This is a genomic window from Cupriavidus sp. DB3 (genome assembly GCF_020418465.1).
Classification (GTDB): Bacteria; Pseudomonadota; Gammaproteobacteria; order Burkholderiales; family Burkholderiaceae; genus Cupriavidus; species Cupriavidus cauae.
On record NZ_JAIZPL010000005.1, the window covers coordinates 572086 to 599039 of the forward strand.

At 69.3% G+C, this 26954-nt stretch carries 22 protein-coding genes; 6 read left to right on the top strand and 16 right to left on the bottom strand.

Annotated features, from left to right (window positions below; all coding sequences use genetic code 11):
- Window positions 1-94: 94 nt before the first annotated feature.
- On the bottom strand, window positions 95-1591 hold the full coding sequence (locus tag K7G19_RS18905; RefSeq protein ID WP_149320141.1) for a YncE family protein: 1497 nt from the start codon (window positions 1589-1591) through the stop codon (window positions 95-97).
- Window positions 1588-2130: a DUF305 domain-containing protein gene (locus tag K7G19_RS18910; RefSeq protein ID WP_226108566.1), complete on the bottom strand. Its 543-nt coding sequence runs from the start codon at window positions 2128-2130 to the stop codon at window positions 1588-1590. The genes K7G19_RS18905 and K7G19_RS18910 overlap by 4 nt, the downstream gene beginning before the upstream one ends.
- A 288-nt stretch (window positions 2131-2418) precedes the next feature.
- On the opposite strand from K7G19_RS18910, the gene K7G19_RS18915 reads away from it, so the two are divergent.
- Both K7G19_RS18915 and K7G19_RS18920 read left to right on the top strand, forming a co-directional pair.
- Entirely contained in the window at window positions 2419-2952 is a 534-nt protein-coding gene (locus tag K7G19_RS18915; RefSeq protein ID WP_226108569.1) for an RNA polymerase sigma factor, read from the top strand.
- The gene (locus K7G19_RS18920) at window positions 2949-3767 is read left to right on the top strand and encodes an anti-sigma factor (protein WP_226108571.1); all 819 of its coding nucleotides are present in this window, start codon (window positions 2949-2951) and stop codon (window positions 3765-3767) included. Before K7G19_RS18915 ends, K7G19_RS18920 begins: the two co-directional genes overlap by 4 nt.
- A 36-nt stretch (window positions 3768-3803) precedes the next feature.
- On the opposite strand, the gene K7G19_RS18925 is transcribed toward K7G19_RS18920, so the two are convergent.
- The 8 genes from K7G19_RS18925 to K7G19_RS18960 form a co-directional block, all read right to left on the bottom strand.
- On the bottom strand, window positions 3804-4595 hold the full coding sequence (locus tag K7G19_RS18925; protein ID WP_255650829.1) for a TorF family putative porin: 792 nt from the start codon (window positions 4593-4595) through the stop codon (window positions 3804-3806).
- A 145-nt stretch (window positions 4596-4740) separates the two neighbouring features.
- Window positions 4741-5436 carry a two-component system response regulator KdpE gene (gene kdpE, locus K7G19_RS18930; RefSeq protein WP_226108573.1) on the bottom strand — a complete coding sequence of 232 codons (696 nt, stop codon included), beginning with the start codon at window positions 5434-5436 and terminating at the stop codon, window positions 4741-4743.
- A gap of 150 nt (window positions 5437-5586) precedes the next feature.
- On the bottom strand, window positions 5587-8547 hold the full coding sequence (locus K7G19_RS18935) for a sensor histidine kinase KdpD (RefSeq protein ID WP_226108575.1): 2961 nt from the start codon (window positions 8545-8547) through the stop codon (window positions 5587-5589).
- Window positions 8548-8636: 89 nt separating this feature from the next.
- The gene (kdpC, locus tag K7G19_RS18940) at window positions 8637-9260 is read right to left on the bottom strand and encodes a potassium-transporting ATPase subunit KdpC (protein ID WP_149320165.1); all 624 of its coding nucleotides are present in this window, start codon (window positions 9258-9260) and stop codon (window positions 8637-8639) included.
- 87 nt (window positions 9261-9347) lie between these two features.
- Complete coding sequence (kdpB, locus tag K7G19_RS18945; protein WP_370639577.1) at window positions 9348-11582, bottom strand: potassium-transporting ATPase subunit KdpB; 2235 nt, start codon at window positions 11580-11582, stop codon at window positions 9348-9350.
- Between the two features lie 147 nt (window positions 11583-11729).
- Complete coding sequence (gene kdpA / locus K7G19_RS18950) at window positions 11730-13538, bottom strand: potassium-transporting ATPase subunit KdpA (protein ID WP_226108577.1); 1809 nt, start codon at window positions 13536-13538, stop codon at window positions 11730-11732.
- On the bottom strand, window positions 13538-13627 hold the full coding sequence (gene kdpF / locus K7G19_RS18955; RefSeq protein WP_149320133.1) for a K(+)-transporting ATPase subunit F: 90 nt from the start codon (window positions 13625-13627) through the stop codon (window positions 13538-13540). Before kdpF ends, kdpA begins: the two co-directional genes overlap by 1 nt.
- The gene (locus K7G19_RS18960; protein ID WP_190286441.1) at window positions 13624-13794 is read right to left on the bottom strand and encodes a hypothetical protein; all 171 of its coding nucleotides are present in this window, start codon (window positions 13792-13794) and stop codon (window positions 13624-13626) included. Before K7G19_RS18960 ends, kdpF begins: the two co-directional genes overlap by 4 nt.
- Before the next feature lie 304 nt (window positions 13795-14098).
- On the opposite strand from K7G19_RS18960, the gene K7G19_RS18965 reads away from it, so the two are divergent.
- The 3 genes from K7G19_RS18965 (at window position 14099) to K7G19_RS18975 (ending at window position 15103) form a co-directional block, all read left to right on the top strand.
- Window positions 14099-14302: a cold-shock protein gene (locus K7G19_RS18965; RefSeq protein WP_149320132.1), complete on the top strand. Its 204-nt coding sequence runs from the start codon at window positions 14099-14101 to the stop codon at window positions 14300-14302.
- Window positions 14303-14405: 103 nt separating this feature from the next.
- A complete protein-coding gene (locus tag K7G19_RS18970) occupies window positions 14406-14690 on the top strand; it encodes a hypothetical protein (protein WP_149320131.1) in 285 nt (94 codons plus the stop codon).
- A 20-nt stretch (window positions 14691-14710) separates the two neighbouring features.
- Entirely contained in the window at window positions 14711-15103 is a 393-nt protein-coding gene (locus K7G19_RS18975; RefSeq protein WP_226108579.1) for a hypothetical protein, read from the top strand.
- A 77-nt stretch (window positions 15104-15180) separates the two neighbouring features.
- Here the strand turns inward: K7G19_RS18975 and K7G19_RS18980 are convergent, their stop codons facing one another.
- From K7G19_RS18980 to K7G19_RS19000, 5 genes are all read right to left on the bottom strand, one after another.
- Window positions 15181-16764: a TerC family protein gene (locus K7G19_RS18980; protein WP_149320129.1), complete on the bottom strand. Its 1584-nt coding sequence runs from the start codon at window positions 16762-16764 to the stop codon at window positions 15181-15183.
- 148 nt (window positions 16765-16912) lie between these two features.
- Complete coding sequence (locus K7G19_RS18985; protein WP_226108582.1) at window positions 16913-18277, bottom strand: LLM class flavin-dependent oxidoreductase; 1365 nt, start codon at window positions 18275-18277, stop codon at window positions 16913-16915.
- Between the two features lie 17 nt (window positions 18278-18294).
- Window positions 18295-19512 carry an acyl-CoA dehydrogenase family protein gene (locus K7G19_RS18990; protein WP_226108584.1) on the bottom strand — a complete coding sequence of 406 codons (1218 nt, stop codon included), beginning with the start codon at window positions 19510-19512 and terminating at the stop codon, window positions 18295-18297.
- 221 nt (window positions 19513-19733) lie between these two features.
- A complete protein-coding gene (locus tag K7G19_RS18995) occupies window positions 19734-20249 on the bottom strand; it encodes a single-stranded DNA-binding protein (RefSeq protein ID WP_149320126.1) in 516 nt (171 codons plus the stop codon).
- A gap of 185 nt (window positions 20250-20434) precedes the next feature.
- Window positions 20435-21712, bottom strand: coding sequence for an MFS transporter (locus tag K7G19_RS19000; protein WP_149320125.1), 1278 nt, complete (start codon window positions 21710-21712; stop codon window positions 20435-20437).
- 534 nt (window positions 21713-22246) lie between these two features.
- Between K7G19_RS19000 and uvrA the strand changes: the two genes are divergently transcribed.
- A complete protein-coding gene (gene uvrA, locus K7G19_RS19005; RefSeq protein WP_226108586.1) occupies window positions 22247-25168 on the top strand; it encodes an excinuclease ABC subunit UvrA in 2922 nt (973 codons plus the stop codon).
- On the opposite strand, the gene K7G19_RS19010 is transcribed toward uvrA, so the two are convergent.
- On the bottom strand, window positions 25155-26918 hold the full coding sequence (locus K7G19_RS19010) for a Na/Pi cotransporter family protein (protein ID WP_150084692.1): 1764 nt from the start codon (window positions 26916-26918) through the stop codon (window positions 25155-25157). The two genes, uvrA and K7G19_RS19010, sit on opposite strands and share 14 nt — an antisense overlap.
- Window positions 26919-26954: the final 36 nt, after the last annotated feature.

Below are 26954 nucleotides of genomic sequence, written 5' to 3' on the forward strand. Positions count from 1 at the left end.
TCATTGGGGGCCCATGGGGCCATGGGGGCCATGGGGCCACAGGCAGCCATACGGGGCCATAGGGAGCCATAGGTCAGCCCCAGCACGCCAGCCGCTACGGTGTCTGCCGCTGCACCGGCGCCCCGATGCCGGCGTCCGTCACGGGCGCGATCACCAGATAGCGCCGCGCCTCCTGGCGCTCGCCGCCGCCGGCGACCACCTGCCGGATCGGTCCGACCGTATTGACGATCGCCGATCCCGCCGGATTCGCCATGAAGCGCGCCAGCGGCTCGATGCGGCCGCCGCCGTCGGCCCGCTCCGCCAGGCCCAGCACATAGGCCTGCTTCGGCTGCAGTCCGGTGACCGAGGCCTGCAGCACCTGCACCAGCCCCTGATCGAACAGCGCGACGCTGGTCGGCGCCTGCTGGGAAGGTGGTTGTTGCGCAAGCGGCTGTCCGCCGGCAGCGACCGGCACCAGCGACAGTTGCGTGGCCCGGGCGATCGTTCCCGCAGGCTGCAGGTTCTGCCGCCCATCTCCCTGCCTGACCGCGTCCGGCACGTAGACCACCGCCTGCGGCGCCTGACCGACGGGGATCGTCGCGACCACGCGCTGGCTCAGCGTGTCGATCGCCGCCAGCGCGTCCTCGTTCTCCAGCCCGACATAGATGCGGCTGCCGTCGCCCGACGGCCACAGGCCGTGCGGCAGCTTGCCGACCGGAATGGTGGCGACCGGCGCGAAGTCGTCGGTGCGGAACACCTTGACCTCGTTGGTCCCGCCCACCGTCACGTAGGCGAACTGGCCGTTGCGGTTGCGGACGAAATTGACGTGGTTGGTGATCGGCCCGGTATCGATGGTGCGGATTGGTGCGAACGGCGGACGCGCATCGAACACCTGCACCTTGCCGATGTCCTTCAGCGTGAACCAGACCTGCTTGCCGTCGGGCGTCGCCGCGATGTTCGGGCAGAAGGCGCTGGCCTGCTCGATGGTGGCGATCACCTTGTGCTCGGCCACCGAGACCACGCTGGTGCGCGGCTGGAACGACGAGCAGACATAGCCGTACTTGCCGTCCGGCGAGAAGATCTGCATGCCGGGACCCGCAGGCACCGTGATGCGCGTCTTCTCCCGATAGGTGGCCGCGTCGATCACGGCGACATAGTCCTCGCCGCGCACGGTGACCCAGACCTCCTTGCCGTCCGGCGTGTAGAACGCCTCGTGCGGCGAGCGGCCGAGATACGTCACGTGCCTGACCGCATTGGTCTGCGTGTCGATGAAGGACACCGAGTTCGAGCCGATCGACACCACCGCCAGCGTGCGGCCGTCCGGCGAGAAGCCGAGGCCATGCACAAGCAGTTGCCCCTTGTACAAGGGGCTGAAGTTCGCCGGCGTCGGCTCGCCCAGCCGGATCATGCCGAGCACCTCGTTGGAGGCGGGGTCGGTGACGGACACCGTGTTGGAGAACTGCTCCGCGGCATAGATGCGGTCGCGATGGCTGATGGGCCGATCCGGATCGGTGGCGGCGCGGGGCGGCTGCCCGGCCTGCGTGGCGGCCGGCAAGGCCAGCGCCAGGGCCGCGATGGCGGCGACGACGGCGGCGGTCGGGGTGGGCTTCATCGTGGCTCCTTGTGCGAATGGTGGACGGTGCGGTGGCGGTGGCCGCCCCCGGCGACGGCGGGGGGATCGGATGACATGTCAGCCGAGCTAGTGGCCGGCGTTGTGGCCGGCGTTGTGGCCGGCGCAGTGGCTGCCGTAGTGGTCGACGTAATCGCCGACGTATCGGCCGACGTATCGGCAGCTGGCGGCGCCAACCCGATCGCCAGATACATCGCCGCGATCTCCTGCTGCTGCGTGGCGATGATTTCCTGCGCCAGCCGGCGCAGCTGCGGATTGCGCCCGTGCCGCAGCTGAGCCATCGCCATCTCGATCGCGCCGCGGTGGTGCGGCACCATCATGTGGACGAAGTCGCGGTCGACGTTGCCGCTCGGCGTGATCGCCATCTCGTTCATCATCCGCTCCATCGCACGGTCGTTCTCGGCGAGGAAGGCGGCGTGGTTGGCGGCTTCGGTGGAGGCCGCACCCGTGGCCGCCGAGGGCTCGGCCGCGGCTGCCGGCGCAACGAATATCGCCAGCGCCCCGACCAGGGTCACGGACATGGCCACGGGTATGACCAACGGCATGGCAAACGGCATGGCCGACGCCACCCGCGCGGCGCCGCGGTCGCGGCCGCGCCATCGAAAACAGACTGGCATGCTGCACTCCTCGAGGTCCGTACCCACAGGTGAACAGCGCTCCCGCCCCGCTTATTCCCGCCGAGCGGCAAAAAAATCCGGACGGTGGCCGGCATTGGCCGGAATAAAATCGCCCCGATGGTGTTCACGCTGCAAGGGCACAGCGCCGGCGGACAAACCCGGCGCGGCCCGCCGACCGACAAAGGAACAGCGATGGGGGTTCGTGAAGAACTGATCGACCACGTGCCGCGGCTGCGCCGCTATGCGCGCGCGCTGGTCCACAACCGCGAGCTGGCCGACGATCTGGTGCAGGACACGCTCGAGCGCGCGCTGCGCCATGCGCGGCAATACCACGACGGCACCGATCTGCGGGCCTGGCTATTCACGATCATGCATAACGCCTTCGTCAACCAGATGCGCGGCGCCGGCATGCGCGCGACGCATGTGCCGATGGACGACGACACGCTGTCCGACGGCCTGTCCGGCGCCGACTGGCACAGCACGGCGGCCAATCCGGCGGGCTCGCTGGAAGTGCGCGACCTCGATTACGCGCTGCAGCGGCTGCCGGCCGAACAGCGCGAGGTGGTGCTGCTGATCGGCCTCGAATCGATGAGCTATGCCGAGGTCGCGCTGGCGCTCGGCATCCCGGTCGGCACCGTGATGTCCCGGCTGTCGCGCGGGCGCGAGCGCCTGCGCAGCCTGATGGCCGGTGTCAAACCCGAAGCCCGACTGAGGGTGGTGCGATGAGCAACGAAGCATTCGCGATCAGCGAGGAAGAGATCCACGCCTACGTCGACGGCATGCTGCCCGACGCGCGGCGCGCCGAAATCGAGCAGCGGCTCGAGCACGACCCCCAGCTCGCCCAGAGGATCAGCCAGTACTACGCGCTGAACCACATGCTGCACGCGCGCTACGACCGCGTGCTGAACGAACCGCTGCCGTCGCGGCTGCGCGACCCCGGCCGGCGCGGCGCATGGCTGCGCCGGCTGGACTGGAAGCTGCTGGGCGGCATGGCCGCGGCGCTGGTGGTGGGCATCGGCATCGGCGCCAATGCCGATGCGTGGCGCCGCGCGGTGCCGTCCTTCGGCGGCGAGCTGGCCCGGCGCGCGCCGACGGGGCTCGATACCGGCGAATCGTTCGCGCGCCAATCGGCGATCGCCCACGTGATCTATGCCCCCGAGGTACGCCGGCCGGTGGAGGTCGGCGCGGACCGCGAGCAGGAGCTGGTCAAATGGGTATCGAACCGGCTGGGGGCCGATGTCCGCCCGCCGATCCTGACGCGCACCGGCTTCTCGCTGATGGGCGGACGCCTGCTGCCGAGCAACCACGGCCCGGTCGCGCAGTTCATGTACCACGACGCCAACGGCGAGCGCATCACGCTGTGCATCTCGCACCGCGACCTCGCCGCCGACGTGACCGCGTTCCGGCTGTATCAGGACGGTCCGGTCAATGTCTTCTACTGGATCGACGGCAAGTTCGGCTACGCGGTGTCGGGCGGCATCGACCGCCAGCGGCTGCTCGAGCTGGCGCACGACGTGCACGCGCAGGTCGCCGCGCAGTAGCGCCGCCGGGCGGCGGTGGGCGATGGCGGCGCGGCCTCAGAACGTCTTCGTCAGCGAGGCCCAGGCCGTGCCGCGGCCCATGTAGCGTCCGCTGGCGTTGGTGTAGACGGTGCGGTCCGCGTTGGTGTCGACATAGGCCACGGCCAGCGCGAAGCCGTTGCCCAGGTCCCTGGTCAGGCCGAGCTTCCAGTCGACATACGAGGCGTCAGCCACCTGCACCTTCTGGTAGCCGATGTGCGTGTTCAGCGTCAGGCCCCAGACCTGCAGCGGCACGTTGGCCGACAGGTCCGCATACCAGCTGTGCCGGCTGTCGGCGAGGCCGAACAGGTTGGTCGGCGCATACGAGACCTTGAGGGACACCGGACCGTAGCCGACGCCGGCATAGGCTTCGGTGGTATGGGGACGGGTGAAGCCGCCCGGGTAATCGCCGGGGTAGTAGTACTGCAGCACGCCGACGTCGTAGCTCCATTTGCCCTCGGTGCCGAAGGTGTTCCTGAAGCCCGCGTAGAAGTCCATCTCGATCGGCGCCGACACCTGGTCGTTGCTGTCGCCCAGCCAGCTGATGCTCGAGTTCCAGTTGCCCAGATAGAAGCCGCTGGCATGGCTGTAGTCGAAGCCGCCCTGGATCGCGGGCCGGCGATCGGTCTGCGTGATGCCGCGATAGCGGTAGTCGGTGGCCAGCGACAGATTGGCCGTCAACGTGTGCGGCGCGGTCTGCGCGGCCGCCGGCATCGCGGACAGCAGCGTGAAGGAGAGCAGAGAAGCGGCGGGCAGGGAAGCGGCGAGCAGCGCCGCGGCGGGATGGCGCGGTAGCGTGATTCGGATCATGAGAATCGTGGCGAAGTAGAAGGTACAGTCCCGTTGGGGACCTTCGCCAAGATAGGCATCGGCGCGTAAAAACGGTGTCAAGAGTGCGAGGCGCGGCATGCGAACCGCGTAAAGGCGCACGCCGGCCGTTCATGCCCCGGGTCGCTCACCCCGCGAAGCGATAGCCGATGCCGGTCTCGGTCAGCAGGTGCACGGGCTGCGCGGGATCGCGCTCGAGCTTGTGCCGCAGATGACCCATGTAGACGCGCAGATACTGGCTGCTCTCCGACTGCGACGGCCCCCATACCTCGCGCAGCAGTTCGCGATGGGTCATCACCTTGCCCCGGTGGGCGATCAGCACCGACAGCAGGCGATACTCGATCGGCGTCAGATGTACGGGCTGCCCCGCGCGCGTGATCACGCGACTGGCGAGGTCCACCTGCACGTCGCCGAAGGCGATCAGGTGGGTGCCCTGCGGATTGGTCCTGGCGTGCCGGCGCAGCAGCACGCGCACGCGCGCCACCATCTCGCCCACGCCGAAGGGCTTGGTCAGATAGTCGTCGGCGCCGCCGTCGAGCGCGACGATCTTGTCGGCTTCGCCGCTGCGCGCGGACAGCACCAGGATCGGCACCTGGGTCCAGCTGCGCATCTCGCGGATCAGCTGGACCCCATCGCCGTCGGGCAGGCCGAGATCGAGGATCACCAGATCGGGCTGACGCGTGCCGGCGTCGATCAGCCCCCGTTTCAGCGTCTCGGCCTCATGCACGGTGCAGCCCTCGGCCTCGAGCGTCGCGCGTACGAAGCGGCGGATATGCGGCTCGTCTTCGACCAGCAACACCGTGGGAGAGAATTCGAATGGCATGACGGTAGTGGTTTCCTTGGGATCGACGTGGTGCGGACGTGGTGCGGACGTGGTGCGGACGTGGTGCGGACGTAGCGAGGACGTGGTGCGGACGTGGGCCGAATGTGTTGCGGATGGCGGTGCGCGGATTCGAACGAACAGTCCGCCGGTTCAAGCGGGTGGCATGTCGGACTCGGCCTCCACCGCCGGCGGGTTGCCGCGCGGCAACGCGACCACGAAGCGGGCGCCGGGCCCGTGCACGGCCCGGCGCGCCGCGGACCGCGCCGGTTCGACCCAGATCCGTCCCCCGTGGGCCTGCACGATCGCCTCGCAGACGGCGAGCCCGAGGCCGACACCGACCGTGGCCGACTCGCGCTGCCCGCGCGTGAACTTCTCGAAGATCTGCCGCTCGCTGCCGGCCGGCACGCCGGGACCCTCGTCCTCCACGGCGATGCGGATCTCGCCCTCCCCTCCCACGCTGCCCTTGCCGTCTTCGCTGTCCTCCCCGTCCTCGCGGCCCTCGCTGGCCTTGCCGTCCTCGCCAGCCTCGACGGCCTCGGCAGACACGCGAATCGTCGTTCCCGCCGGCGTGTATTTGCCCGCATTCTCCAGCAGATTGCACAGCACGCGCTCGATCAGCACCGCGTCGCACTCGACCAGCGGCACGCGCGACAGGTCGGCCACCTCGACGCGGTGCCGCGACAACGACTCGCGCATCGCGGCCAGGCTCGAGCCGACCAGCTCTTCGACCGACTGCCACGCCCGCTTCATCCGCACGTCGCGGCTTTGCAGCCGCGCCATGTCGAGCAGGTTGACCACCATCGTGCGCATCCGCTGCGCCTGCTCGAGCATCGCGTCGACGGTATCGGCCACCGAAGGCGCCAGCGGCGGGTCGGCACGCCGCAGGGTCTCGGCCATGCCGATCAGGCCGGTCAGCGGCGTGCGCAGATCGTGCGATACGGCGGCCAGCAGCGAACTGCGCAACCGCTCCGACTCCATCGACAGCAGCACCTGTTGCGCGACCTCGACATAGTGCAGCCGCTCGATGGCGATCGCGATCAGCGTGCAGAAGCCATCCACCTGGCGCCGCAGCGCAGGCTGCGCGAACGCGCGCCACGCGGCCGGCTCCACCGCCAGCACGCCGCGCGTCCGCATCGGCGCCTTCAGCGGCAGATAGAGCACGGTGCTGCCGGGCAGCGTGTGCGTGCCCGTGCCGGCGGGCTGGCCGTGGTCAAACACCCATTGCGCCAGCACGCGGTCGATCGAATCGGTGCGCGCGGCGGTGTCCTGCTGCTCGGCGTCCATCACCGGCGGCAGCAGCTTGCCGTCGGGGGACGTCAGGAAGAACGCCGAATTGGCATCGAACGCCGCCCGCAGGAAGCGGCTGCCGATCGGCACGATCTGCTCCAGCGTCAGCGCCGACGACAGTTCGCGCGCGAGCTCGTACAGCGTGCGCGCATCGGTCTCGCGCCGCACCGCGACCTGCGCCTGCTCGCGCAGCCCCGCGGTCAGCTGGCCGATCACCAGGCCCACCGACAACAGAACCACGAAGGTCAGCAGGTACTGCACGTCGGTGACGGCGAACGACAGCCGCGGCGGCACGAAGAAGAAATCGAACGCGGCCACCGACAGCACCGAGGCCAATGCCGCCGGCCCGCGGCCGTGCCGCAGCGCGACGCCCATCACGGCAGCGAGGAACAGCATCGCGATATTGACCACGTCGAACCACGGCGTGGCCAGCGCCGACAGCGCCGAGGCGCCGGCGCACCAGACCACGGCCCACAGGTAGTCGCCCCGCCCCGCGCCTGCGGTGCCGGCGTCGGGCTGCCCCTCGGCGGCGTCGTGGCCCGGCCGCGGATCGGTGCGCGCGGGGTTGCGAGCGGGGTTGTGAATGGTATCGGCGGCCACGCGGATGATGTCGATCTCGGGACAGCCCCTCGCCAGCGCGTCGGCAAAGCTGCGCCTGCCGAACCAGGCCGCCGGCGCGCCGACCAGCGGCGACAGGCCCAGCGCCAACAGCGAACGCGCGCGATCGGCGAGCGACGCGCCGCCGCGCCGCCAATCGCCCGGCGCGCGCCCGATCACCACCTTGGTCAGGTTGTGGCGCCGCACATAGCCGGCGACCGCCTGCACCATGTCCGCGCCGGCCAGCGTCTCGGTGCGTGCGCCGAGCTGCTCGGCCATCCGCATCGCATCCTCGAGCCGGGCCCTGGCGCGCTCAGAAGGCGGCGCCAGCCGCGGCGTGGCGACCGTCACCACATGCCAGTCGCAATCGAGCTGGCCCGCCAGGCGGCGCGCGCTCCTGACGACCTGCTCGGCATCGTCGCCGCTGCCGATGCAGGCGAGCACCGCCTCGCGCGTGCGCCATACCGGCTGCACCGGTTCGGACTGCCGCCACGCACGCACGTCGTCATCGACACGCTCGGCGGTGCGGCGCAGCGCCAGCTCGCGCAACGCGATCAGGTTGCCCTTGCGGAAGAAATGGCGCGCGGCATGGCGCGCCTGCTCGGGCAGGTAGACCCTGCCCTCCTTCAGCCGGCGCAGCAGCTCGTCGGCCGGCAGGTCCACCAGCACGACCTCGTCGGCGCCGTCGAACACCGCGTCGGGCACCGTTTCCCGGACGCGGATGCCGGTGATGCCGCCCACCGCCTCGTTCAGGCTGTCCAGGTGCTGGACGTTGACGGTGGTCCAGACATCGATGCCGGCCGCGCGCAGCTCCTGGATGTCCTGCCAGCGCTTCGGGTGGCGGCTGCCCGGCGCATTCGAATGCGCGAGCTCGTCCACCAGGATCAGCGCGGGTTGGCGCGCCAGCGCGCCGTCGAGATCGAATTCGTGCAGCACGCGGCCGCGATAGGGCACCTCGCGCATCGGCAGCCGCTCCATGCCGGCCAGCAGCGCCTCGGTCTCGGCGCGGCCGTGGGTCTCGACCACGCCGATCGCCACATCGGCGCCCTCTGCCATCGCCGCCCTCGCCGCGGTCAGCATCGCGAAGGTCTTGCCCACGCCGGCCGAGGCGCCGAAATACACGCGCAACTTGCCGCGCGCGGCCCGCTCGCCCTCCTGCTGGACCATCTGCAGCAGGGCATCGGGATCGGCGCGCGCACCGGCATCGCGCAATTCGGCTTCGGTCATCGGCAATGCAACCGGGCTGGACTATGGCAGAACAATGGCAGAACAAGGGAGGGCAAGGCGAAGGCCATTCTGCCACGGCCCGCGCGGCACTACTTCGGGCCGAGCGCGTCGAGCGCCAGGTTCAGCCGCAGCACGTTGACGCCGGCAGCGCCCAGCACCGCCAGGGCAGGCCGGTCGGTGTGGGCAGCGATCAGCTGGCGTACCTGCTCCAGCGGCAGGCCGCGGGCGCGGGCAACCCGCGCCGCCTGATACTCGGCCGCTGCCGGGCTGATATGCGGATCGAGGCCGCTGCCCGAGGCGGTGACGAGGTCCACCGGCACCGGGGCCGTGTTGCCGGGGTCGGCCGTGCGCAGCGCCTCGATGCGCGCGCGCGCCGCATCCGCCAGCGCGGGATTGCTCGGGCCGAGGTTCGAGCCGCCCGAGGCCGCCGCGTTGTAGGGCATCGGCGCCGTGGCGGACAGCCGGCCCCAGAAATAGCGCGGCTCGGAGAACGGCTGCCCGATCAGCGCCGAGCCGATCGTCGTGCCGTCCCTGACGATCAGCGAGCCGGCCGCCTGATGGGGAAACAGGCCCTGGGCGAGGCCGGTGACGACGGCGGGATACAGCAGCCCGGTCAGCACCGACAGCGCGGCGAAGACGGTCAGCAGCGGGCGCAACAGGCCCGCCTGCGGTGCGGGGACGGACGCGGGCTGCAGCGATGCGTTGGTGTTCATCATGGATCGATGTCCTTGTGTGGTTCGGTGATCCGGTGGTCCGGTGATCCGGTGGTCCGGTGACTCGGTAACTGCGCGGCCCGGCGCTCAGGCCCAGCCCAGCAAGGTCAGCAGCATGTCGATCAGCTTGATGCCCACGAACGGCACCAGGATGCCGCCGAGCCCGTAGACCAGCAGGTTCCGCCGCAGCAGCGCCGCGGCGCCCAGCGGCCGGTAGGCGACCCCCTTCAACGCCAGCGGAATCAGCACGACGATGATCAGCGCGTTGAAGATCACCGCGGACAGGATCGCCGACGCCGGCGTGGACAGCCCCATCACGTTCAGCAATGCCAGCTGCGGATAGGTCGTGGCGAAGGCCGCCGGAATGATCGCGAAGTACTTGGCGATATCGTTGGCCACGCTGAAGGTGGTCAGCGAGCCGCGCGTCATCAGCATCTGCTTGCCGATCTCGACGATCTCGATCAGCTTGGTCGGGTTGCTGTCGAGGTCGACCATGTTGCCGGCCTCCTTGGCCGCCTGCGTGCCGGTGTTCATCGCCACCGCCACGTCGGCCTGGGCCAGCGCCGGCGCGTCGTTGGTGCCGTCGCCGGTCATCGCCACCAGCCGCCCTTCGGCCTGGTACTGGCGGATCAGCTTGAGCTTGGCCTCGGGCGTGGCCTCGGCCAGGTAGTCGTCGACGCCCGCCTCGGCGGCGATCGAGGCCGCGGTCAGCCGGTTGTCGCCGGTGATCATCACGGTCCTGATGCCCATCCGGCGCAGCTCGCCGAAGCGCTCGCGGATGCCGGTCTTGACGATGTCCTTGAGCTCGATCACGCCCAGCACGCGGATGTCGCTGCCCTGCTCGCCGCCTTGCTGGATACCCTGCTCGTCGGCCACCACCAGCGGCGTGCCGCCGGCGCGGGCGACTTCCTCGACCGCCTGCGCCACCGCATCGGGAAACTTGCCGGCGCGCTCGGCGACGTAGCGGCGCACCGCGTCGGCCGCGCCCTTGCGCACGTGCCGCACGTGCCCTCGTTCGCCGTCCTCGTGAACGTCGACGCCGCTCATCCGCGTCTGCGCGGTGAAGGGCACGAACTGGGCATGGCGCGGCGCCACCTCGGGGGTGCGCGGATCCGCCTGCTGGCGGGCCAGCGCGACGATGCTGCGCCCTTCCGGCGTGTCGTCCGCCAGCGAGGACAGCCACGCGGCTTCGGCCAGGCGCGACGGCGCCACGCCGGGCGCGGCGATGAAGCGCGAGGCCTGGCGGTTGCCGTGCGTGATGGTGCCGGTCTTGTCGAGCAGCAGCACGTCGACGTCGCCGGCCGCTTCGACCGCGCGGCCCGAGGTGGCGATCACGTTGGCCGCCATCATGCGGCTCATGCCGGCCACGCCGATCGCGGACAGCAGGCCGCCGATGGTGGTCGGAATCAGGCAGACCAGCAGCGCCACCAGCACCGTGACGGTCACCGGCACGCCGGCCTTGGCGACCAGCACGCTGTAGACAGAGAACGGCTGCAGCGTCGCGGTGGCCAGCAGCAGCACGATGGTCAGGCCTACCAGCAGGATGGTCAGCGCCAGCTCGTTCGGCGTCTTCTGGCGCTTCGCGCCCTCGACCATCGCGATCATCCGGTCGATGAAGCTCTGGCCCGGGTTGGCGGTGATGCGCACCACGAGCCAGTCGGACAGCACGCGCGTGCCGCCGGTCACCGACGAGAAGTCGCCGCCCGATTCGCGGATCACCGGCGCCGATTCGCCGGTGATCGCGCTTTCGTCGACCGAGGCGACCCCTTCGATCACCTCGCCGTCGCCGGGAATCATGTCGCCCGCCTCGACCAGCACCACATCGCCGCGGCGCAGCGCCGTGGCGGCGCGCGGCTCGGTCGGGCCGCCGCGCCGGCCGTCCTTCAGCACGCGCGCCGTCACCGTGGTGCGCAGCCCGCGCAGCGCCGCCGCCTGCTGCTTGCTGCGCCCTTCGGCGAGCGCCTCGGCAAAGTTGGCGAACAGCACCGTGAACCACAGCCAGACCGACACGGCCAGGATGAAGCCGGCGCTCTCGCCGCCGGCGGAGGTTTCGGGCGCGAAGGCCGCGCGCAGGAACAGGATCGTGGTCAGGATGCTGCCGGCATAGACCACGAACATCACCGGATTGCGCAGCTGCTGGCGCGGCGACAACTTGCGCCAGGCCGCCACCAGCGCCGGCTTGAGCAGCTGCGGCGCGAACATGCCGCGCGCCGGGGCGCGATCGGAAAGCGCGGGTTGGCGATCGGTCACGGGCGTGCCGGCCGACACTTCGCCCGGATTGCCGCCGATCTCGGCCGCATTGGCCGTGGATTCTTGTTGCATGGGATCTCCGCAGTGCGCTAGAGAGGAGGGAGGAACGCCGACGCGGTCGGAACACGCGCGGCGTCCGATGTCATCAGGGGAACGCCCGGCTCATCGAACTGGCTCATCGAACTGCCTCATCGAACCGGCTCATCGAACCGAACCGGCTCATCGAACGGCGGCGCCCTGCAGCTGCTCGGCCACGGGACCGAGCGCGAGCGCGGGCACATAGGTCAGCGCACCGACCAGAAGCACGGTGCCCACCAGCAGCACCACGAACAGCGGCCCGTGCGTGGGCATGGTGCCGCCGCTGGCCGGCACGCGCTTCTTCGCGGCGAGGGCGCCGGCCATCGCGAGGACCGGGATGATGACCCAGAAGCGGCCGAACCACATCGCGGCGGCCAGCAGCGTGTTGTAGAAGGGCGTGTTGGCCGACAGGCCGGCGAAGGCACTGCCGTTGTTGTTCGCGGCCGAGGACAGCGCGTACAGGATCTCGGAGAAGCCGTGCGTGCCGGGATTGAGCACGCCGGCGCGGCCGGCCTCCATCGACACCGCCGCCGCCGTGCCCAGCAGCACCAGCAACGGCGTGACGAGGATCACCACGGCGGCCATCTTCATCTCGTAGGCCTCGATCTTCTTGCCGAGATATTCGGGCGTGCGGCCGATCATCAGGCCGGCGATGAACACGGCCAGCACCGCATACACCAGCATGCCGTACAGGCCCGAGCCGACCCCGCCGAACACGACCTCGCCGAGCTGCATCAGCAGCATCGGCACCAGTCCGCCGAGGGCCGTGAAGGAGTCGTGCATCGCATTGACCGCGCCGCACGACGCCGCGGTCGTGACCGTGGCGAACAGCGCCGATGCGGCCAGGCCGAAGCGCGTTTCCTTGCCTTCCATGTTGCCGCCGTCCTGCCAGGCCGACGCGAGGCTGTCCACCGGCAATCCCGCCAGCGCGGGGTTGGGCTGCTGCTCGGCCAGCGCGGCCACGCAGGCCATCGCGACGAAGATCGCGGCCATCGACGCCAGCACCGCGATGCCCTGGCGGCGATCACCGACCATCTCGCCGAAGGTGAAGCACAGCGCGGCGGGAATCAGGAAGATCGCCAGCATCTCGATCAGGTTCGCCAGCGCGGTCGGGTTCTCGAAGGGATGCGCCGAGTTGGCGTTGAAGAAGCCGCCGCCGTTGGTGCCCAGCATCTTGATCGCCTCCTGCGACGCGACCGGACCCATCGCCAGCGTCTGCCGGTCCGTGCGGACCGGCTCCGCGACGGGCCTGCCCTCGGCGTCCAGTACCGGCTGCCCGGCGGCATCGGTCTTCGGCATGGTGTACTCGACCGCGGACACCATCGACACCGGCTTGTAGGCGTCGAAGTTCTGGATCACGCCCTGGCTGACCAGGGCCAGCGCGATGACGGTCGCGATGGGCATCAGCACATAGAGCGTGGTGCGGGTCATGTCGACCCAGAAGTTGCCGATGGTCGCCGCGCTCTGGCGCGCGAAGCCGCGGATCAGCGCGAATACCACCGCGATACCGGTCGCCGCCGACACGAAGTTCTGCACGGTCAGGCCCAGCATCTGCGTCAGATAGGCCATCGTCGATTCGCCGGCATAGCCCTGCCAGTTGGTGTTCGCGACGAAGCTGATCGCCGTGTTGAACGCGGAATCGGGCGACACCGGGCCGAAGCCCTGGGGATTGAGCGGCAGCACGCCCTGCAGCCGCTGCAGGCCATAGACCACCAGCACGCCCAGCACGTTGAACGCGAGCACGGCGACGGCATACCGCTTCCAGCCCATCTCGGCATCGGCGCGTACGCCGGCAACGCGATAGAGCAGACGCTCGACGGGCCGACCCCATGCGGTCAAGGCGTATTGGCCGTCCTCGACGGCGCGGCGCAGATAGCGCCCCAGCAGCGGCGCCATCGTCAGCAGGATGGCGAGAAACAGGGCCAGCAGGCCCATGAACTGCGTGGTCATCAGAATTTCTCCGGGCGCAGCAGCGCGATCAGCAGATAGACGAACATGGCCGCGGCCATCGCCGCGGCCAGCAGATCGGTCCAGTTCATCGTTGCCCCCTGCCCGGGGTGGCACCGCACTGCGGCGGCGTGTCGTTGGCCGGCCCGTGCGGGCGCACATTCGCCGGCGCGCGCGGCGCCAGCACGACGCACAGCTGCAGCAGCACGGCACAGAGTCCGGCGAAGCCGAACAGTACGATCAGGAAAATCCCGTCCATGGCAAATACCGAGAGTGATACCGGCTTGCAGATTAGGGAGGGGCGGCTAAAAACGGGGTAGAAAGGTGGAGGGGTGCCGTAAAGAAGGTATAAAGATGCGGCAGAGGGCATCCGTCAATGGATTTGTCGCATTGTTTTGACAGTCCGGCACATGACCTGTATAACGGGAACCGCAGGATCTTCAAGCAAGCACGTCGATTACCGAGTTGGCCGCCCCCGGCTCCGCCACTTCTTCTCCATGTTTCTTCTTGATCGTCATGCCCCTCGGGACATTCGTCCGATGGGAACAATCCAGGAGATATACATGGATACCGGTACCGTAAAGTGGTTTAACGATTCGAAGGGCTTCGGCTTCATTACGCCGGACGCCGGCGGCGACGATCTGTTCGCGCATTTTTCGGAAATTCAGGGCAGCGGTTTCAAGTCGCTGCAGGAAGGACAGAAGGTGCGCTACGTGCGCGGCGTCGGCCAGAAGGGCCCGGCCGCCACGAAGATCGAACCGGTCTGACGCTTGCCACGAAAACCCCGCGCTTGCGGGGTTTTTTATTGCCGGCCGCTTTTTCTGCCTGTCGCAGCCAGCCGGCGTCCACGTTGTTCAACAGGAGCGATGCATGGACTCCCTTCCTACCGCCAGCTACAAGGGCTACGAGCTCTACCCGCTGGTCTACCGGCGCACCCCGGTGCAGACATGGCCGCGTACCAAACCCGAACTTGCTTTTGACGTCTCGGTGATGATCTGCATCGAAGGCCAGCCCCCTGGCAACGAGCAATCACGCCTGTACCGCCTGACCAGCGGCTCGTGCGAGAACGTCGGCACCGCCCGACGCGCCGCCGTCGACTACGGCCGCGCCATCATCGACGGCCTGGTCCCGACCGAAACGCTGCCTACGGCCTGAAGCGCCAAAGCGAGCCCGCCATGAGCGAAGCCGTCAGTTACCTCTGTACGTTGCCATGGGCCGGTACCAGCCTCGCCTACCATGTCAGCGTCAATTTCGCCGGTTCCGGCGAATGCGATTGCGTTCGATTCACCAGTTTCGTCGGCGTGGGCCGGCGCTCGTTCACGATCCGCGCCGATGCGGATGCGGATGCGGATACGGTTGCGGCCCGCGGCACGCTGACCCGCGACGGCGAGGCGCTGTGCCGGCTGGCGATCGGCCAGGCGCTGCGCGACGCGCTGCACGACAAGACCCTCGCCGGCGATCATCTGCTCGATGCGCTGGCCGCCCCGTGGCAAGGGGAACTGCGCCCGGTACGATCGCGCGACGCCAGCCGGCCGGCCCGTTCGCGGCTGCAGTCGTTCGGCGTGTAAGGGGCGGGTAAAAGAACCGGGATAGAAGGACCAGCGCGTACGGTTCCGCGTATCACCGCCCGCACCGTCGATCTCGTTCAGCGCTCCCGCTGCTCGGCATCGGCGCCCGCCTGCACCGATTCGGCGCCCAGGCGCACCACTTCGATCCGATCGATGCGCCGTTCGGTCGCCTCGACCACCGTGAAGCGATAGCCGTCCAGATCGATCGCGCTGCCCACCGGCGGCACGATGCCGAAACGGTCCAGCAGCAGGCCGCCCAGCGACGCATAGCGCCCCTGCGATTGCGTCCACGGTTCGCCCAGCTCCAGCACGTGGGCGACCGCATGCAGATCGGCACTGCCGTCGATCAGCCAGCGCCCCTCCCCCGCCGCCGCGATGGTCGGAAGTTCGTCCTCGTCGGGGAATTCGCCCGCGATCGCTTCCAGCACATCGACCGGCGTCACCACGCCCAGCACCGCGCCGTATTCGTCGGTCACCAGCACCAGCTGGCCGCGCGACGCGCGCAGCGTCTCCATCAGCGGCAGGATGCGGATCGATTCCGGCACCACGATCGGCGGCCGCAGGCTGGCTTCGTCGATGCGGCCTTGCTCGGCCAGCGTGCCGATCAGGTCCTTGCCGCGCGCGACGCCGAGGATATCGTCCAGCTGCCCGCGGCAGACCGGAAAGAAGCTGTGCGGCGTGGCGAGGATCTGGCGGCGCAGCGTGTCGGCGTCCTGCTCGATATCGATCCACGACAGTTCCGAGCGCGGCGTCATGATCGAGCGCACCGAGCGTTCGGCCAGCGACAGCACGCCGCTGACCATGGTGCGCTCCTCCGGCGCGAAGGCCGCGGGCGCGGCGGTGTCGCGCCTGACCGGCTCGCCGGCCTCGCCCTCGGCGGCCCGGCGCGCGCCCAGCAGGCGCAGCACCGCATCGGCGGTGCGCTGCCGCATCGGGCGGCGCGCCTCGTAGCGCAGCAGATTGCGGCGTGCCAGCTGGTTCAGCGCCTCGATGCCGACCGAGAAGCCGATCGCCGCGTACAGATAGCCCTTGGGGATATGGAAGCCGAAGCCGTCGGCGACCAGGCTCAGGCCGATCATCAGCAGGAAGCTCAGGCACAGCACGACCACGGTGGGGTGGGCGTTGACGAAGCGCGTCAGCGGCTTGGATGCAAACAGCATCACCGCGATGGCGAACACCACCGCGACCATCATCACGCTCAGATGGTCGACCATGCCGACCGCGGTGATCACCGAGTCCAGCGAGAACACCGCGTCCAGGATGACGATCTGCGTCACCACCAGCCAGAAGCCGGCATAGGCAGGCTTCTCGGTCTCATGGTGGGACTTGCCCTCGATCCGCTCGTGGAGCTCCAGCGTGGCCTTGACCAGCAGGAAGATGCCCCCGCCCAGCAGGATCAGGTCCCGCCCCGAGAATTCCAGCGGCCCGAGCGCGAACAGCGGCCGCGTCAGCGTGACCAGCCACGACATCACCGACAGCAGACCCAGCCGCATGAACAGCGCCAGCGACAGGCCGATGATGCGTGCCTTGTCGCGCTGCTCCGGCGGCAGCTTGTCCGCCAGGATCGCGATGAACACCAGGTTGTCGATGCCCAGCACGATCTCGAGCACGATCAGCGTCGCCAGGCCTATCCAGATCGTGGGGTCAGTCAGCCATTCCATGTGGGCATCGTCGCGTGGGGAAGGAGCAAGGGGGACGCTGCGCACGGAACGGGAATGGCCGCGGCAGCCGGATACGCCACAGTGTAGGGCCTGGGCCGGCTACCGCGTCAATAGGTGGGAGGATGACAAGACCGCGGCGCGCCTTCGATCAGGCAGCCGCGCGCGCCGGTGCCCTGCCGGCGGGACGCGCCAGCTGCAGATGGTCGCGCAGCGTCGCGCCCGTGTACTCGGTGCGGAAGATGCCGCGCCGCTGCAGGATCGGCACCACGCCGTCGACGAAGTCCTGCAGGCCGTCGGGCAGTGCATCGGGCATCAGGTTGAAGCCGTCGGCGGCGCCATCGCGGAACCAGTGCTCGATGTCGTCGGCGATCTGCTCGGGCGTGCCGACGATCACGCGGTGCCCGCCGCCGCCCGCCAGCTCGCGGATCAACGCGCGCACCGTCAGGTTGCGCCCTTTCGCCGCGGCCAGCGTCGCGCGGAAGAACGTGTGGTTGCCATTGGCCGGCACCGCCAGATCGTCCGGCAAGGGCGCATCGAGTTCGAGCCGCCCGACCTCGATTCCCAGCGTGCCGGCCAGGCGGTTCAGGCTGTAGTCCCACGGAATCAGATCGACCAGCGCATCGCGCCGTTGCCGGGCCTCGGCCTCCGTGGCGCCGATGATCGTGGTCAGGCCCGGCAGCACCTTGACGGCATTCGGGCCGCGCCCCAGCGCTTCCGCCCGCGCATTGACCGCACGCCGGTAGGCCAGCGCCTCCTCGAACGACTGGGCGGCCGAGAACACGGCCTCGGCATGGCGCGCCGCCAGCTCGCGTCCATCGTCGGAACCGCCGGCCTGGAACAGCACCGGATGGCCCTGCGGCGGCCGCGGCAGGTTCAGCGGTCCGTGTACGTCGAAGAACGCGCCGTGATGGGCCACCGGCTGCAGCCTGCCGGTATCGACGAAGCGCCCGCCGGCCTTGTCACCGATGAAGGCATCGTCCTCCCAGCTGTCCCACAGCGCCTTGACCAGCGCCGTGAATTCGTCGGCGCGCGCATAGCGCTGGCCGTGGTCGGGCGGTGCGCCGCGGCCGAAATTGCGCGCCGAGCCCGCATCGGCGGTTGTCACCACATTCCAGCCGGCGCGGCCGCCGCTGACATGGTCCAGCGTCGCGAAGCGCCGCGCGATGTTGTAGGGCTCGTTGTAGCTGGTCGATACCGTGGCGACGAGGCCGATGTGCGTGGTCGCGGCGGCGACGCAGGCCAGCAGCAGCGTCGGCTCCAGCGCGGTGATCGGACGGAAATGGATCTGGTCCGCGATCGAGGCGTTGTCGGCGAGGAAGATCGCATCGAACTTCGCGGCCTCGGCGATGCGCGCGACGCGGACGTAGTGCTGCACGTCGACGAAGGCGCCCGGATCGCTGGCGGGCAGGCGCCATGCCGAGGGCACGAAGCCGGAATGCAGCGCGTTGATGTTCAGGTGCAGCTGGCGCGGGGGCGCTGTCGAGGTCGTTGTCGGTTTGATTGTCGTTGCCATGGCTCGTCTGCCGGTGTTCAGAACACCCGGCCCTCGGTCAGATGGGTGGTCTCGCCGTTCAGGTGGTAGGCGCCGATAACGCGCGCCTTGTGCAGCAGCGGGTTGTGGCTGAAGATCGTGCGCAGATTGCGCCAGTGGCGGTCGAAGTTGTAGCGCTTCGCCGTGAACGACGCCCCGCCCGCCTCGAACATCCGCTCGCCGACGTGCAGCGCCAGCTTGCTGACCACCAGCTGCGTCTGCGCGGTGGCCAGCGCACCCTGCAGCACCAGCGCCTCGGCATCGTCGGCGCCCGCCTGCAGCGCGTCGGCCGAGCGGTCCAGCACGCGCGCGTTCTCCCGGACCAGCGCGTCGATCGCGTGGCTGTGCGCGGCCAGATCGCCAATCACCTGCTGGATGACATGGTCCTCGCGCGCGGATGGCGCGGGACTGTGCAGCGCGGGACGGCCATGCCGCTGCACGTAGTCCCGCGCATCGGCCCACGCGTTGCGCACGATGCCGGCGGCCACCGCGACCAGATGCAGCTGCCGCAACGCGCCGCAATGGCGGCCGACCAGCGTGCTGTTGCCGCGCCGGGTCACCTCGTCGGCAAATACCTGCACGTTGTCGAGCACCAGGCTGCCGCTGGCCGTCATGCGCTGGCCCATGCCGTCCCAGTCGTCGAGCACGCCGAAGCCCGGGCGATCGGTCGGAATCACGATCGACGCATCGGCGCCGTCGGCATCCTTGACGTTGATGCGCGCGTAGTCGGCGAAGGCCGTGCCGGTCGAGTAGTACTTGCGGCCCGACAGCCGGTAATGGCCGCCGTCGCGGCGCAGCGCCGTGGTGATTTCGCCGGGCCGGGCGGTGCCGACCTCCGTCGACGCCCCGCCGAAGATCGCGCCGCCGACGATGCGCTGCACCTGCAGGTCGTTGAAGGCCGAGCGCGGCGACAGGCGCAGCGCCTCGGTCTGATCGAAATGGATGCGCAAGGCATGCGCGACGTTGGACTCGTGCGCCGCGATGGTCGCGATCACCTCGAACAGATCGACCAGCGAGCCGCCCAGGCCGCCCTGCTCCACCGGAATCCGCAACAGGCCCAGGCCCGACTGCCGGAACAGCGCGAAGCCCTCATAGGGCAGCAGGCGCCGGGCCTCGCGCGCCGCGGCATCGGTACCGATCTTCTGTGCCAGCTCGGGCAGCGACTCCAGCGCGGCGCGCAGGGCGTGGCGCGCATCGAAGTCCAACGGGGCATTCATTGGCGGGTCCTCTCGTCTGCAATACGAGCCTGAGAGGATAGGGACGGGACCTGCGGAGGGGAACGAAGGAAACGGGATATCGATATCTGCGGCGACGTTCTTTGGATAGGAGCGCGCACAGTCGCGCCGCCGAAATGCCATCCGCCGATGAACGCCACCCAATGAAAAGAGCCCGCATGAAGCGGGCTCGATCGGATGCCGGTGAAGCGCGGAACCTGGACTCAGAACGGAATATCGTCGTCCATATCCTCGAAGCCGTTCGACGGCGACTGCTGCGGCCGGCGTGCGCCGCCCTGGCCGCCACCACCGCCCTGCGCACCGCCACGGCCGCCGCCACCGCCATAGCCGCCGCCCGACGATTCGCGCGCGTAGCCGCCGCCTTCCTCGCCGCCGCCGCCGCCCTGGCGCGAGCCCAGCATCTGCATCTGCTCGGCGACGATCTCGGTGCTGTACTTGTCCTGGCCGGACTGGTCCTGCCACTTGCGGGTGCGGATGCGGCCTTCGATATAGACCTGGGAGCCCTTGCGCAGGTACTGGCCGGCGATCTCGGCGAGCTTGCCGAAGAAGGCCACGCGGTGCCATTCGGTCAGCTCCTTCATGTCGCCGCTCTGCTTGTCCTTGTAGCGGTCCGTGGTGGCCAGCCGGATATTGGTCACGGCATCGCCACTGGGCATATAGCGCGTTTCGGGGTCCGCGCCGAGGTTGCCGACGAGGATGACTTTGTTGACGGATGCCATGAGGTGTTCTCCGAGAACCGCGCCCCGATGGGCGGCGCGGCAATGTGCTGACTGATTTGACTCTTTCGACTGATTTGCGCCCGGCGCGCCGATGGTAGTGCGGCCCGGCGCCGGAAAGCGTTTCCGCGTGATGCGGCCGTTGCCGTGGACCGCGCTGGAGACGTCGTGCCCGGCAGGCCGCCGCGTCAGTGCGCCGGCTGCGGCTCGCTGTCCGGGCCGCCGTGGCGGACCCTGGCGGGCGGCGGCTTCATGCCCCAGGCGATTATAAGCCAGAGCACCAGCACGGCCGCGCAGCCATGGAAGACCGCGCTGCGGCCGGCGTGCTGCAGCAGCCAGCCGCCGACGGCGCCGCCGAGAAACAGCCCGATCGCCTGGGTGGTGTTGTAGACCCCGAGCGCGGCGCCGCGCGAGGCCGCCGCGTAGCGCGACACCAGCGAGGGCTGCATCGCCTCCAGCACGTTGAAGGCGACAAAAAACAGCAGCAGCACCCCGACGATCGGCCACAGGCCATGCACCGCGGCGAACAGCAGCTGCACCGCCGTCATCAGCGCGACCGCGCCGAGCAGCACCGGGCGGATCCGGCCGTAGCGCTCGGCCGCCATCATCGGCGCCAGCATCAGCAGGAACGACACGAGCACGACCGGCAGATAGACCTTCCAGTGCGAGTCGACCGGCATGCCGGCATCGGCCAGCATGCCCGGCACCACCATGAACATCGCCACCTGGGAGGCATGAAGCGCCAGCACGCCGACGTTCATGCGGGCCAGATCGGGATTGAGCAGCACCTTCGGCAATACCCGGTGCAGCGGCAGCTGGTCCGGGTGGGGCGGCGGCGGAGTCGGCACCAGGAACAGCGTGACGGCGATCGCCAGCAGGCCGAGCACCGACATCAGCGTGAAGATGCCCGGCATGCCGATGGTGCGCAGCAGCGGCGAGGCAATCACCAGCGACAGCGCGAAGGTCAGGCCGATGCTGCCGCCAACCATCGCCATCGCCTTGGTGCGATGGCGCTCGCTGGTCAGGTCGGCGATGCAGGCGGTGATCGCGGCCGAGATCGCGCCCATGCCCTGCAGCGCGCGGCCGGCGATGATGCCGGTCAGCGTGTCGGAGAACGCCGCCACCAGCCCGCCGGCGACGAACAGCAGCAGGCCCCCGACCATCACGGGCTTGCGGCCGATGCGGTCGGACAGCCAGCCGAGCGGGATATGCAGGAAGGCCTGCATCAGGCCGTAGATGCCCATCGCCAGGCCGATGCGCTGGGCGTCATGGCCATCGGGCAACGTACGGGCGTATTCGGCGAAGACCGGCAGGATCAGGAACAGGCCCAGCATGCGCAGCGCGAAGATGCTGGCCAGCGACACGCTGGCGCGCAGTTCGATACGGCTCATCCGTGCGGAGACCGTGCCGGCTGTTCGTTCGGCACCATCGGCCGCGGCTGGGGAAGAAGACTGGGTCGACGGCATTGCGCTCGTGGGGACTCGGGGGAGACGGGTGGCCGGCCATGCGCCGGGCCCCGCGCCGCGGTGCGCGGCCATGCCGGGGCGCCATGCGAACCGCCACCGTGGCCACCGTGCCGGGCGCCGGAGCCGCGCCCCCTCGCCGGCAGGGGGCAGAGGCAGGGGCAACCCCGGAAACCGAAGTTCGGTATATTAGCAGGTTTGCTCCCGGCGCCAGACGCCGGATCGGCGGGAAGTGGCCCGGGCTGGCGAGGAAAATCGGCCAGCGGCACGGACGTGGCGGCCAGCGGTGGACAGGTTGCGGCAGGCAGCGGCCGAGGCAGCGGCAGATCGCCGCAGAGGCCGGCAGGCAAAGGCAAAAGCCGCGGCCGAAGCCGCGCCAAGACGGCCGCCGGCACCCCTTCCCCGCCGGCCCGCGCCGAGGCCCCGGCCTGCTTCCTGCTTTGAGCGTACGCCTGCCGCCAGCCATGGCGCGGGCGCTCCGTGAGACCGGCCTGTCGACCCCGACTGGCGGCCCCGCCTGGCGAAGACAAACGGTATATGGAAGAAATCAGAATCCGTGGGGCCCGCACCCACAATCTCAAGAACATCAATCTCGATCTGCCGCGCAACAAGCTGATCGTGATCACCGGCCTGTCGGGCTCGGGCAAGTCCTCGCTCGCCTTCGACACGCTCTATGCCGAAGGCCAGCGCCGCTACGTCGAGTCGCTGTCGGCCTATGCGCGCCAGTTCCTGCAGCTGATGGAAAAGCCGGACGTCGACCTGATCGAAGGCCTGTCGCCGGCGATCTCGATCGAGCAGAAGGCCACCAGCCACAACCCGCGCTCGACGGTCGGCACCGTCACCGAGATCCACGACTACCTGCGTCTGCTGTACGCGCGCGCCGGCACGCCGTATTGCCCCAACCACGACCTGCCGCTGCAGGCCCAGAGCGTGTCGCAGATGGTCGACGCGGTGCTGGCGCTGCCGGAGGACACCAAGCTGATGATCCTGGCGCCGGTGGTGGCCGACCGCAAGGGCGAGCACACCGACCTGTTCGAGACGATGCAGGCGCAGGGCTTCGTGCGCTTTCGCATCCGTTCGGGCGGCGGGGCCGCGCACGAGGCGCAGGCCAAGGTCTACGAGGTCGATGCGCTGCCCAAGCTGAAGAAGACCGAGAAGCACAGCATCGAAGTGGTGGTCGACCGCGTCAAGGTGCGCGCCGACATCAAGCAGCGCCTGGCCGAATCGTTCGAGACCGCGCTGCGGCTGGCGGACGGCCGCGCCATCGCGCTCGAGCTGGACAGCGGCGCCGAGCATCTGTTCAGCTCGAAGTTCGCCTGCCCGATCTGCTCGTACTCGCTGCCCGAGCTCGAGCCGCGGCTGTTCTCGTTCAACAACCCGATGGGCGCCTGCCCGAGCTGCGACGGCCTGGGCCAGATCACCTTCTTCGATCCGAAGCGGGTGGTGGCCTTCCCGAACCTGTCGCTGGCCTCGGGCGCGATCAAGGGCTGGGACCGCCGCAACCAGTTCTACTTCCAGATGCTGCAGAGCCTGGCGGCGTTCTACGACTTCGACCTGGACACCGCCTTCGAGGACCTGCCCGCCGAGGTGCAGCAGGTGGTGCTGCATGGCTCGGGCGAGACCGAGATTCCGTTCACCTACATGAACGAACGCGGCCGCACCACGACGCGCTCGCATGTGTTCGAGGGGATCATCCCCAATCTGGAGCGCCGCTATCGCGAGACCGATTCCGTAGCGGTGCGCGAGGAGCTGGCCAAGTACCAGAACCACCAGCCCTGCCCCGCCTGCCATGGCACGCGGCTGCGCACCGAGGCGCGCCACGTCAAGGTCGGCGACGGCGAACAGGCGCGCGCGATCTACGAGATCAGCGGCTGGCCGCTGCGCGACGCGCTGACCTGGTTCCTGACGCTGCAGCTGCAGGGCGCCAAGCGCGAGATCGCCGACAAGATCGTGCGCGAGATCTCGGCGCGGCTGAACTTCCTGAACAACGTCGGGCTCGACTATCTGTCGCTGGAGCGCAGCGCCGACACGCTGTCGGGCGGCGAGGCCCAGCGCATCCGGCTGGCCTCGCAGATCGGCTCGGGGCTGACCGGCGTGATGTACGTGCTGGACGAACCGTCGATCGGGCTGCACCAGCGCGACAACGACCGGCTGATCGGCACGCTCAAGCATCTGCGCGACATCGGCAATTCGGTGCTGGTGGTCGAGCACGACGAGGACATGATCCGCGCCAGCGACTATGTGGTCGACATCGGCCCGGGCGCGGGCGTGCATGGCGGGCAGATCGTCGCCGAGGGCACGCCGCCGCAGATCGAGGCCTCGCCGGCCTCGCTGACCGGGCAGTACCTGTCGGGCGAGCTCAGCATCGAGGTGCCGGCCACGCGCACGCCGCCGGACCCGGAACGGATGCTGCGCATCCTGAACGCCAGCGGCAACAACCTGAAGCAGGTCAATGCCGAGATTCCGGTCGGCCTGCTGACCTGCGTGACGGGCGTGTCGGGCTCGGGCAAGTCGACGCTGATCAACGACACGCTGTATCCGGCGGTGGCGCGCCATCTGTACGGCTCGACGCCGGAGCCGGCCCCGCACGACCGCATCGACGGGCTGGAGCACTTCGACAAGGTCATCAACGTCGACCAGAGCCCGATCGGCCGCACGCCGCGCTCGAATCCGGCCACCTATACGGGGCTGTTCACGCCGATCCGCGAGCTGTTCGCCGGCGTGCCGTCGGCCAAGGAGCGCGGCTACGATCCGGGCCGCTTCTCGTTCAACGTCAAGGGCGGGCGCTGCGAGGCCTGCCAGGGCGACGGCGTGCTCAAGGTGGAGATGCACTTCCTGCCCGATGTCTACGTGCCCTGCGACGTCTGCCACGGCAAGCGCTACAACCGCGAGACGCTGGAGGTGCTGTACAAGGGCAAGAACATCTCGGAGGTGCTGGAGCTGACGGTCGAGCAGGCCTACGAGTTCTTCAGCGCGGTGCCGGTGGTCCGGCGCAAGCTGCAGACGCTGCTCGACGTGGGGCTGGGCTATATCCGCCTGGGGCAGGCGGCGACCACGCTGTCGGGGGGCGAGGCGCAGCGCGTCAAGCTGTCGCTGGAGCTGTCCAAGCGCGATACCGGCCGCACGCTGTACATCCTCGACGAGCCCACCACCGGCCTGCACTTCCACGATATCGCGCTGCTGCTCAAGGTCATCCACAAGCTGCGCGACCAGGGCAATACCGTGGTCATCATCGAACACAACCTCGATGTGATCAAGACCGCGGACTGGGTGCTGGACCTCGGCCCCGAGGGCGGCGCCGGGGGCGGGCAGATCATCGCGCGGGGCACGCCGGAGGACATCGCCGCCAGCAAGGCGAGCTTTACCGGCAAGTATCTGGCGCCGCTGCTGAAGCGGCCCGTGGAAGCGGCCGCAGCGCAGGCCGCGGCACGGGCCCCGGCGCGGGTCAGGCGCCGCTGACGCGCGGCGGCGCCCTGCCCTCGTCGGCGGGCACCATCGGTGCGCGCGCCGGGGCAGGCGTGCCGCCGGCGGCCGCGGGCGCGGGGATGCCCTCCTCCTGCGGCTGGCCGTCCTCTTCCCGCATCCGGCTGCGATCGAGGGCGCCGGCTTCCTCCAGCACCGGATAGGCGGTGGCGCAGAACAGCGAGTTCAGGCGCTTCAGGTCGCTGATCACGTCCAGGTGCAGCGAGCTGGTGTCGATGCTCTCGATGGTCTGCGTGGCCACGCGGCGCAGGTGGGTATGCGAATACTTGCGCTCCAGCTCGCGGAAGGTCGCCTTCTCGCGCATCAGCTGCCGCGCGCTCTTCAGGTCGCCGTTCAGGAACACCGACAGCCCCAGCCGCAGATTGCTGATCAGCCGGGCGTGCATCTCGGTGATCTCCTGCATGCCGGCCTCGGAGAACACCAGGTTGTGCGCGATCTTCTTGTCGCGCGCGTCGAGCAGGATCCGCTCGATGATGTCCGCCGCATGCTCCAGGTTGATATTGAGCGAGATGATTTCGGTCCAGCGGCGGCCGTCGCGCTCGTCGAGCGCCTCGACGCTGATGCGCGTCAGGTACAGCTTGATCGCGGTGTAGAGATCGTCGATCTCGTCGTCGATGCGGCAGGTGGCGGCGGCCAGCTTGGCATCGTTGGTCCGCAGCACGCGCAGCATGTTGTCCAGCATCTGCTCGACGCGGTCGCCGATGCGCAGCACCTCGCGCGCCGCGTTGGCCAGCGCCAGCGTCGGCGTGGACAGCGCGGCCGGGTCGAGATGGCGCGGCGTGACCTGGCTCTCGCCGGTGTTGCGGCCCGGCAGGATGGTTTCGCACAGCCGCGCCAGCGGCGCGGTCAGGCCGATCAGCGCGACCGCCAGCACCACGTTGAACAGCAGGTGGAAATTGACGATCAGCCGCTGCGGGTCCGCATCGAGCGCGCGCAACAGCGTCTGGGCTTCGTCCAGCAGCGGCAGCGCCACCACGCAGCCGAGCAGGCGCGACAGCAGATTGCCCAGCGTCACCCGCTTGCCGGGCTGGTTGTTGCCGGAGGTGGTCAGGAACGCCGAGATGCCCGAGCCGAGGTTGGCGCCCAGCACCAGCGCCAGCGCGACGGGGATCGACACCACGCCGGCCGAGGCCAGCGCGCCGCAGAACAGCACCACCGCGAGGCTCGAATAGGACAGCACGGTCAGGAAGGCGCCGACCAGCATGTCGAGCGCGGTATCGCCGGTCAGGCTGGCGAACAGCACCTTGACGCCGGCGGCCTCGACCACCGGACGGGTCGCATTGGAGATCAGCTCCAGCGCCAGCGTGATCAGCCCCAGGCCGATCAGCACGCGGCCGACGTGGCCGGGCCGGCTGCCCTTCCAGCTCAGATGCGCGATCACGCCGACGAAGATCAGCAGCGGCGACAGCCACGACAGGTCCAGCGAGAACACCTGCACCATCAGCGCGGTGCCGACGTTGGCGCCAAGCATGATGGCCAGCGCGGGGGCGACCGCGATCAGGCCCTGGCTGACGAAGGAACTGACGATGACGGCGGTCGCATTGCTGCTTTGCACCAGGCCGGTCACGCCGAGGCCGGCGGCAAAGGCGGTGAAGCGATTGGCAACGCTGGCCGAGAGCACGTGGCGCAGATTCGCGCCGTAGACGCGCAGAATGCCGACCTTGACGATATTCGTGCCCCAGACCAGCAGCGCGACCCCGGAGAGCAGATGAAGCAGAACGCCCATGGTGTGGCACCCATTGCGGCCGGTGCGGCGGTCAGA

Bases quoted from the DNA above. Each gene is read 5' to 3' on its own strand.
- K7G19_RS18965 (WP_149320132.1), top strand. From the start codon at position 14,099: ATGGATACCGGTACCGTAAAGTGGTTTAACGATTCGAAGGGCTTCGGC.
- K7G19_RS18910 (WP_226108566.1), bottom strand. From the start codon at position 2,130: ATGTCCGTGACCCTGGTCGGGGCGCTGGCGATATTCGTTGCGCCGGCA.
- kdpC (WP_149320165.1), bottom strand. From the start codon at position 9,260: ATGAACACCAACGCATCGCTGCAGCCCGCGTCCGTCCCCGCACCGCAG.
- K7G19_RS18960 (WP_190286441.1), bottom strand. From the start codon at position 13,794: ATGGACGGGATTTTCCTGATCGTACTGTTCGGCTTCGCCGGACTCTGT.
- K7G19_RS18915 (WP_226108569.1), top strand. From the start codon at position 2,419: ATGGGGGTTCGTGAAGAACTGATCGACCACGTGCCGCGGCTGCGCCGC.
- K7G19_RS19010 (WP_150084692.1), bottom strand. From the start codon at position 26,918: ATGGGCGTTCTGCTTCATCTGCTCTCCGGGGTCGCGCTGCTGGTCTGG.
- kdpF (WP_149320133.1), bottom strand. From the start codon at position 13,627: ATGAACTGGACCGATCTGCTGGCCGCGGCGATGGCCGCGGCCATGTTC.
- K7G19_RS18995 (WP_149320126.1), bottom strand. From the start codon at position 20,249: ATGGCATCCGTCAACAAAGTCATCCTCGTCGGCAACCTCGGCGCGGAC.
- K7G19_RS18920 (WP_226108571.1), top strand. From the start codon at position 2,949: ATGAGCAACGAAGCATTCGCGATCAGCGAGGAAGAGATCCACGCCTAC.
- K7G19_RS18990 (WP_226108584.1), bottom strand. From the start codon at position 19,512: ATGAATGCCCCGTTGGACTTCGATGCGCGCCACGCCCTGCGCGCCGCG.
- K7G19_RS18970 (WP_149320131.1), top strand. From the start codon at position 14,406: ATGGACTCCCTTCCTACCGCCAGCTACAAGGGCTACGAGCTCTACCCG.
- uvrA (WP_226108586.1), top strand. From the start codon at position 22,247: ATGGAAGAAATCAGAATCCGTGGGGCCCGCACCCACAATCTCAAGAAC.
- K7G19_RS18980 (WP_149320129.1), bottom strand. From the start codon at position 16,764: ATGGAATGGCTGACTGACCCCACGATCTGGATAGGCCTGGCGACGCTG.
- kdpB (WP_370639577.1), bottom strand. From the start codon at position 11,582: ATGCAACAAGAATCCACGGCCAATGCGGCCGAGATCGGCGGCAATCCG.
- K7G19_RS18935 (WP_226108575.1), bottom strand. From the start codon at position 8,547: ATGACCGAAGCCGAATTGCGCGATGCCGGTGCGCGCGCCGATCCCGAT.
- kdpE (WP_226108573.1), bottom strand. From the start codon at position 5,436: ATGCCATTCGAATTCTCTCCCACGGTGTTGCTGGTCGAAGACGAGCCG.
- K7G19_RS18975 (WP_226108579.1), top strand. From the start codon at position 14,711: ATGAGCGAAGCCGTCAGTTACCTCTGTACGTTGCCATGGGCCGGTACC.
- K7G19_RS18925 (WP_255650829.1), bottom strand. From the start codon at position 4,595: ATGATCCGAATCACGCTACCGCGCCATCCCGCCGCGGCGCTGCTCGCC.
- kdpA (WP_226108577.1), bottom strand. From the start codon at position 13,538: ATGACCACGCAGTTCATGGGCCTGCTGGCCCTGTTTCTCGCCATCCTG.
- K7G19_RS19000 (WP_149320125.1), bottom strand. From the start codon at position 21,712: ATGCCGTCGACCCAGTCTTCTTCCCCAGCCGCGGCCGATGGTGCCGAA.
- K7G19_RS18985 (WP_226108582.1), bottom strand. From the start codon at position 18,277: ATGGCAACGACAATCAAACCGACAACGACCTCGACAGCGCCCCCGCGC.
- K7G19_RS18905 (WP_149320141.1), bottom strand. From the start codon at position 1,591: ATGAAGCCCACCCCGACCGCCGCCGTCGTCGCCGCCATCGCGGCCCTG.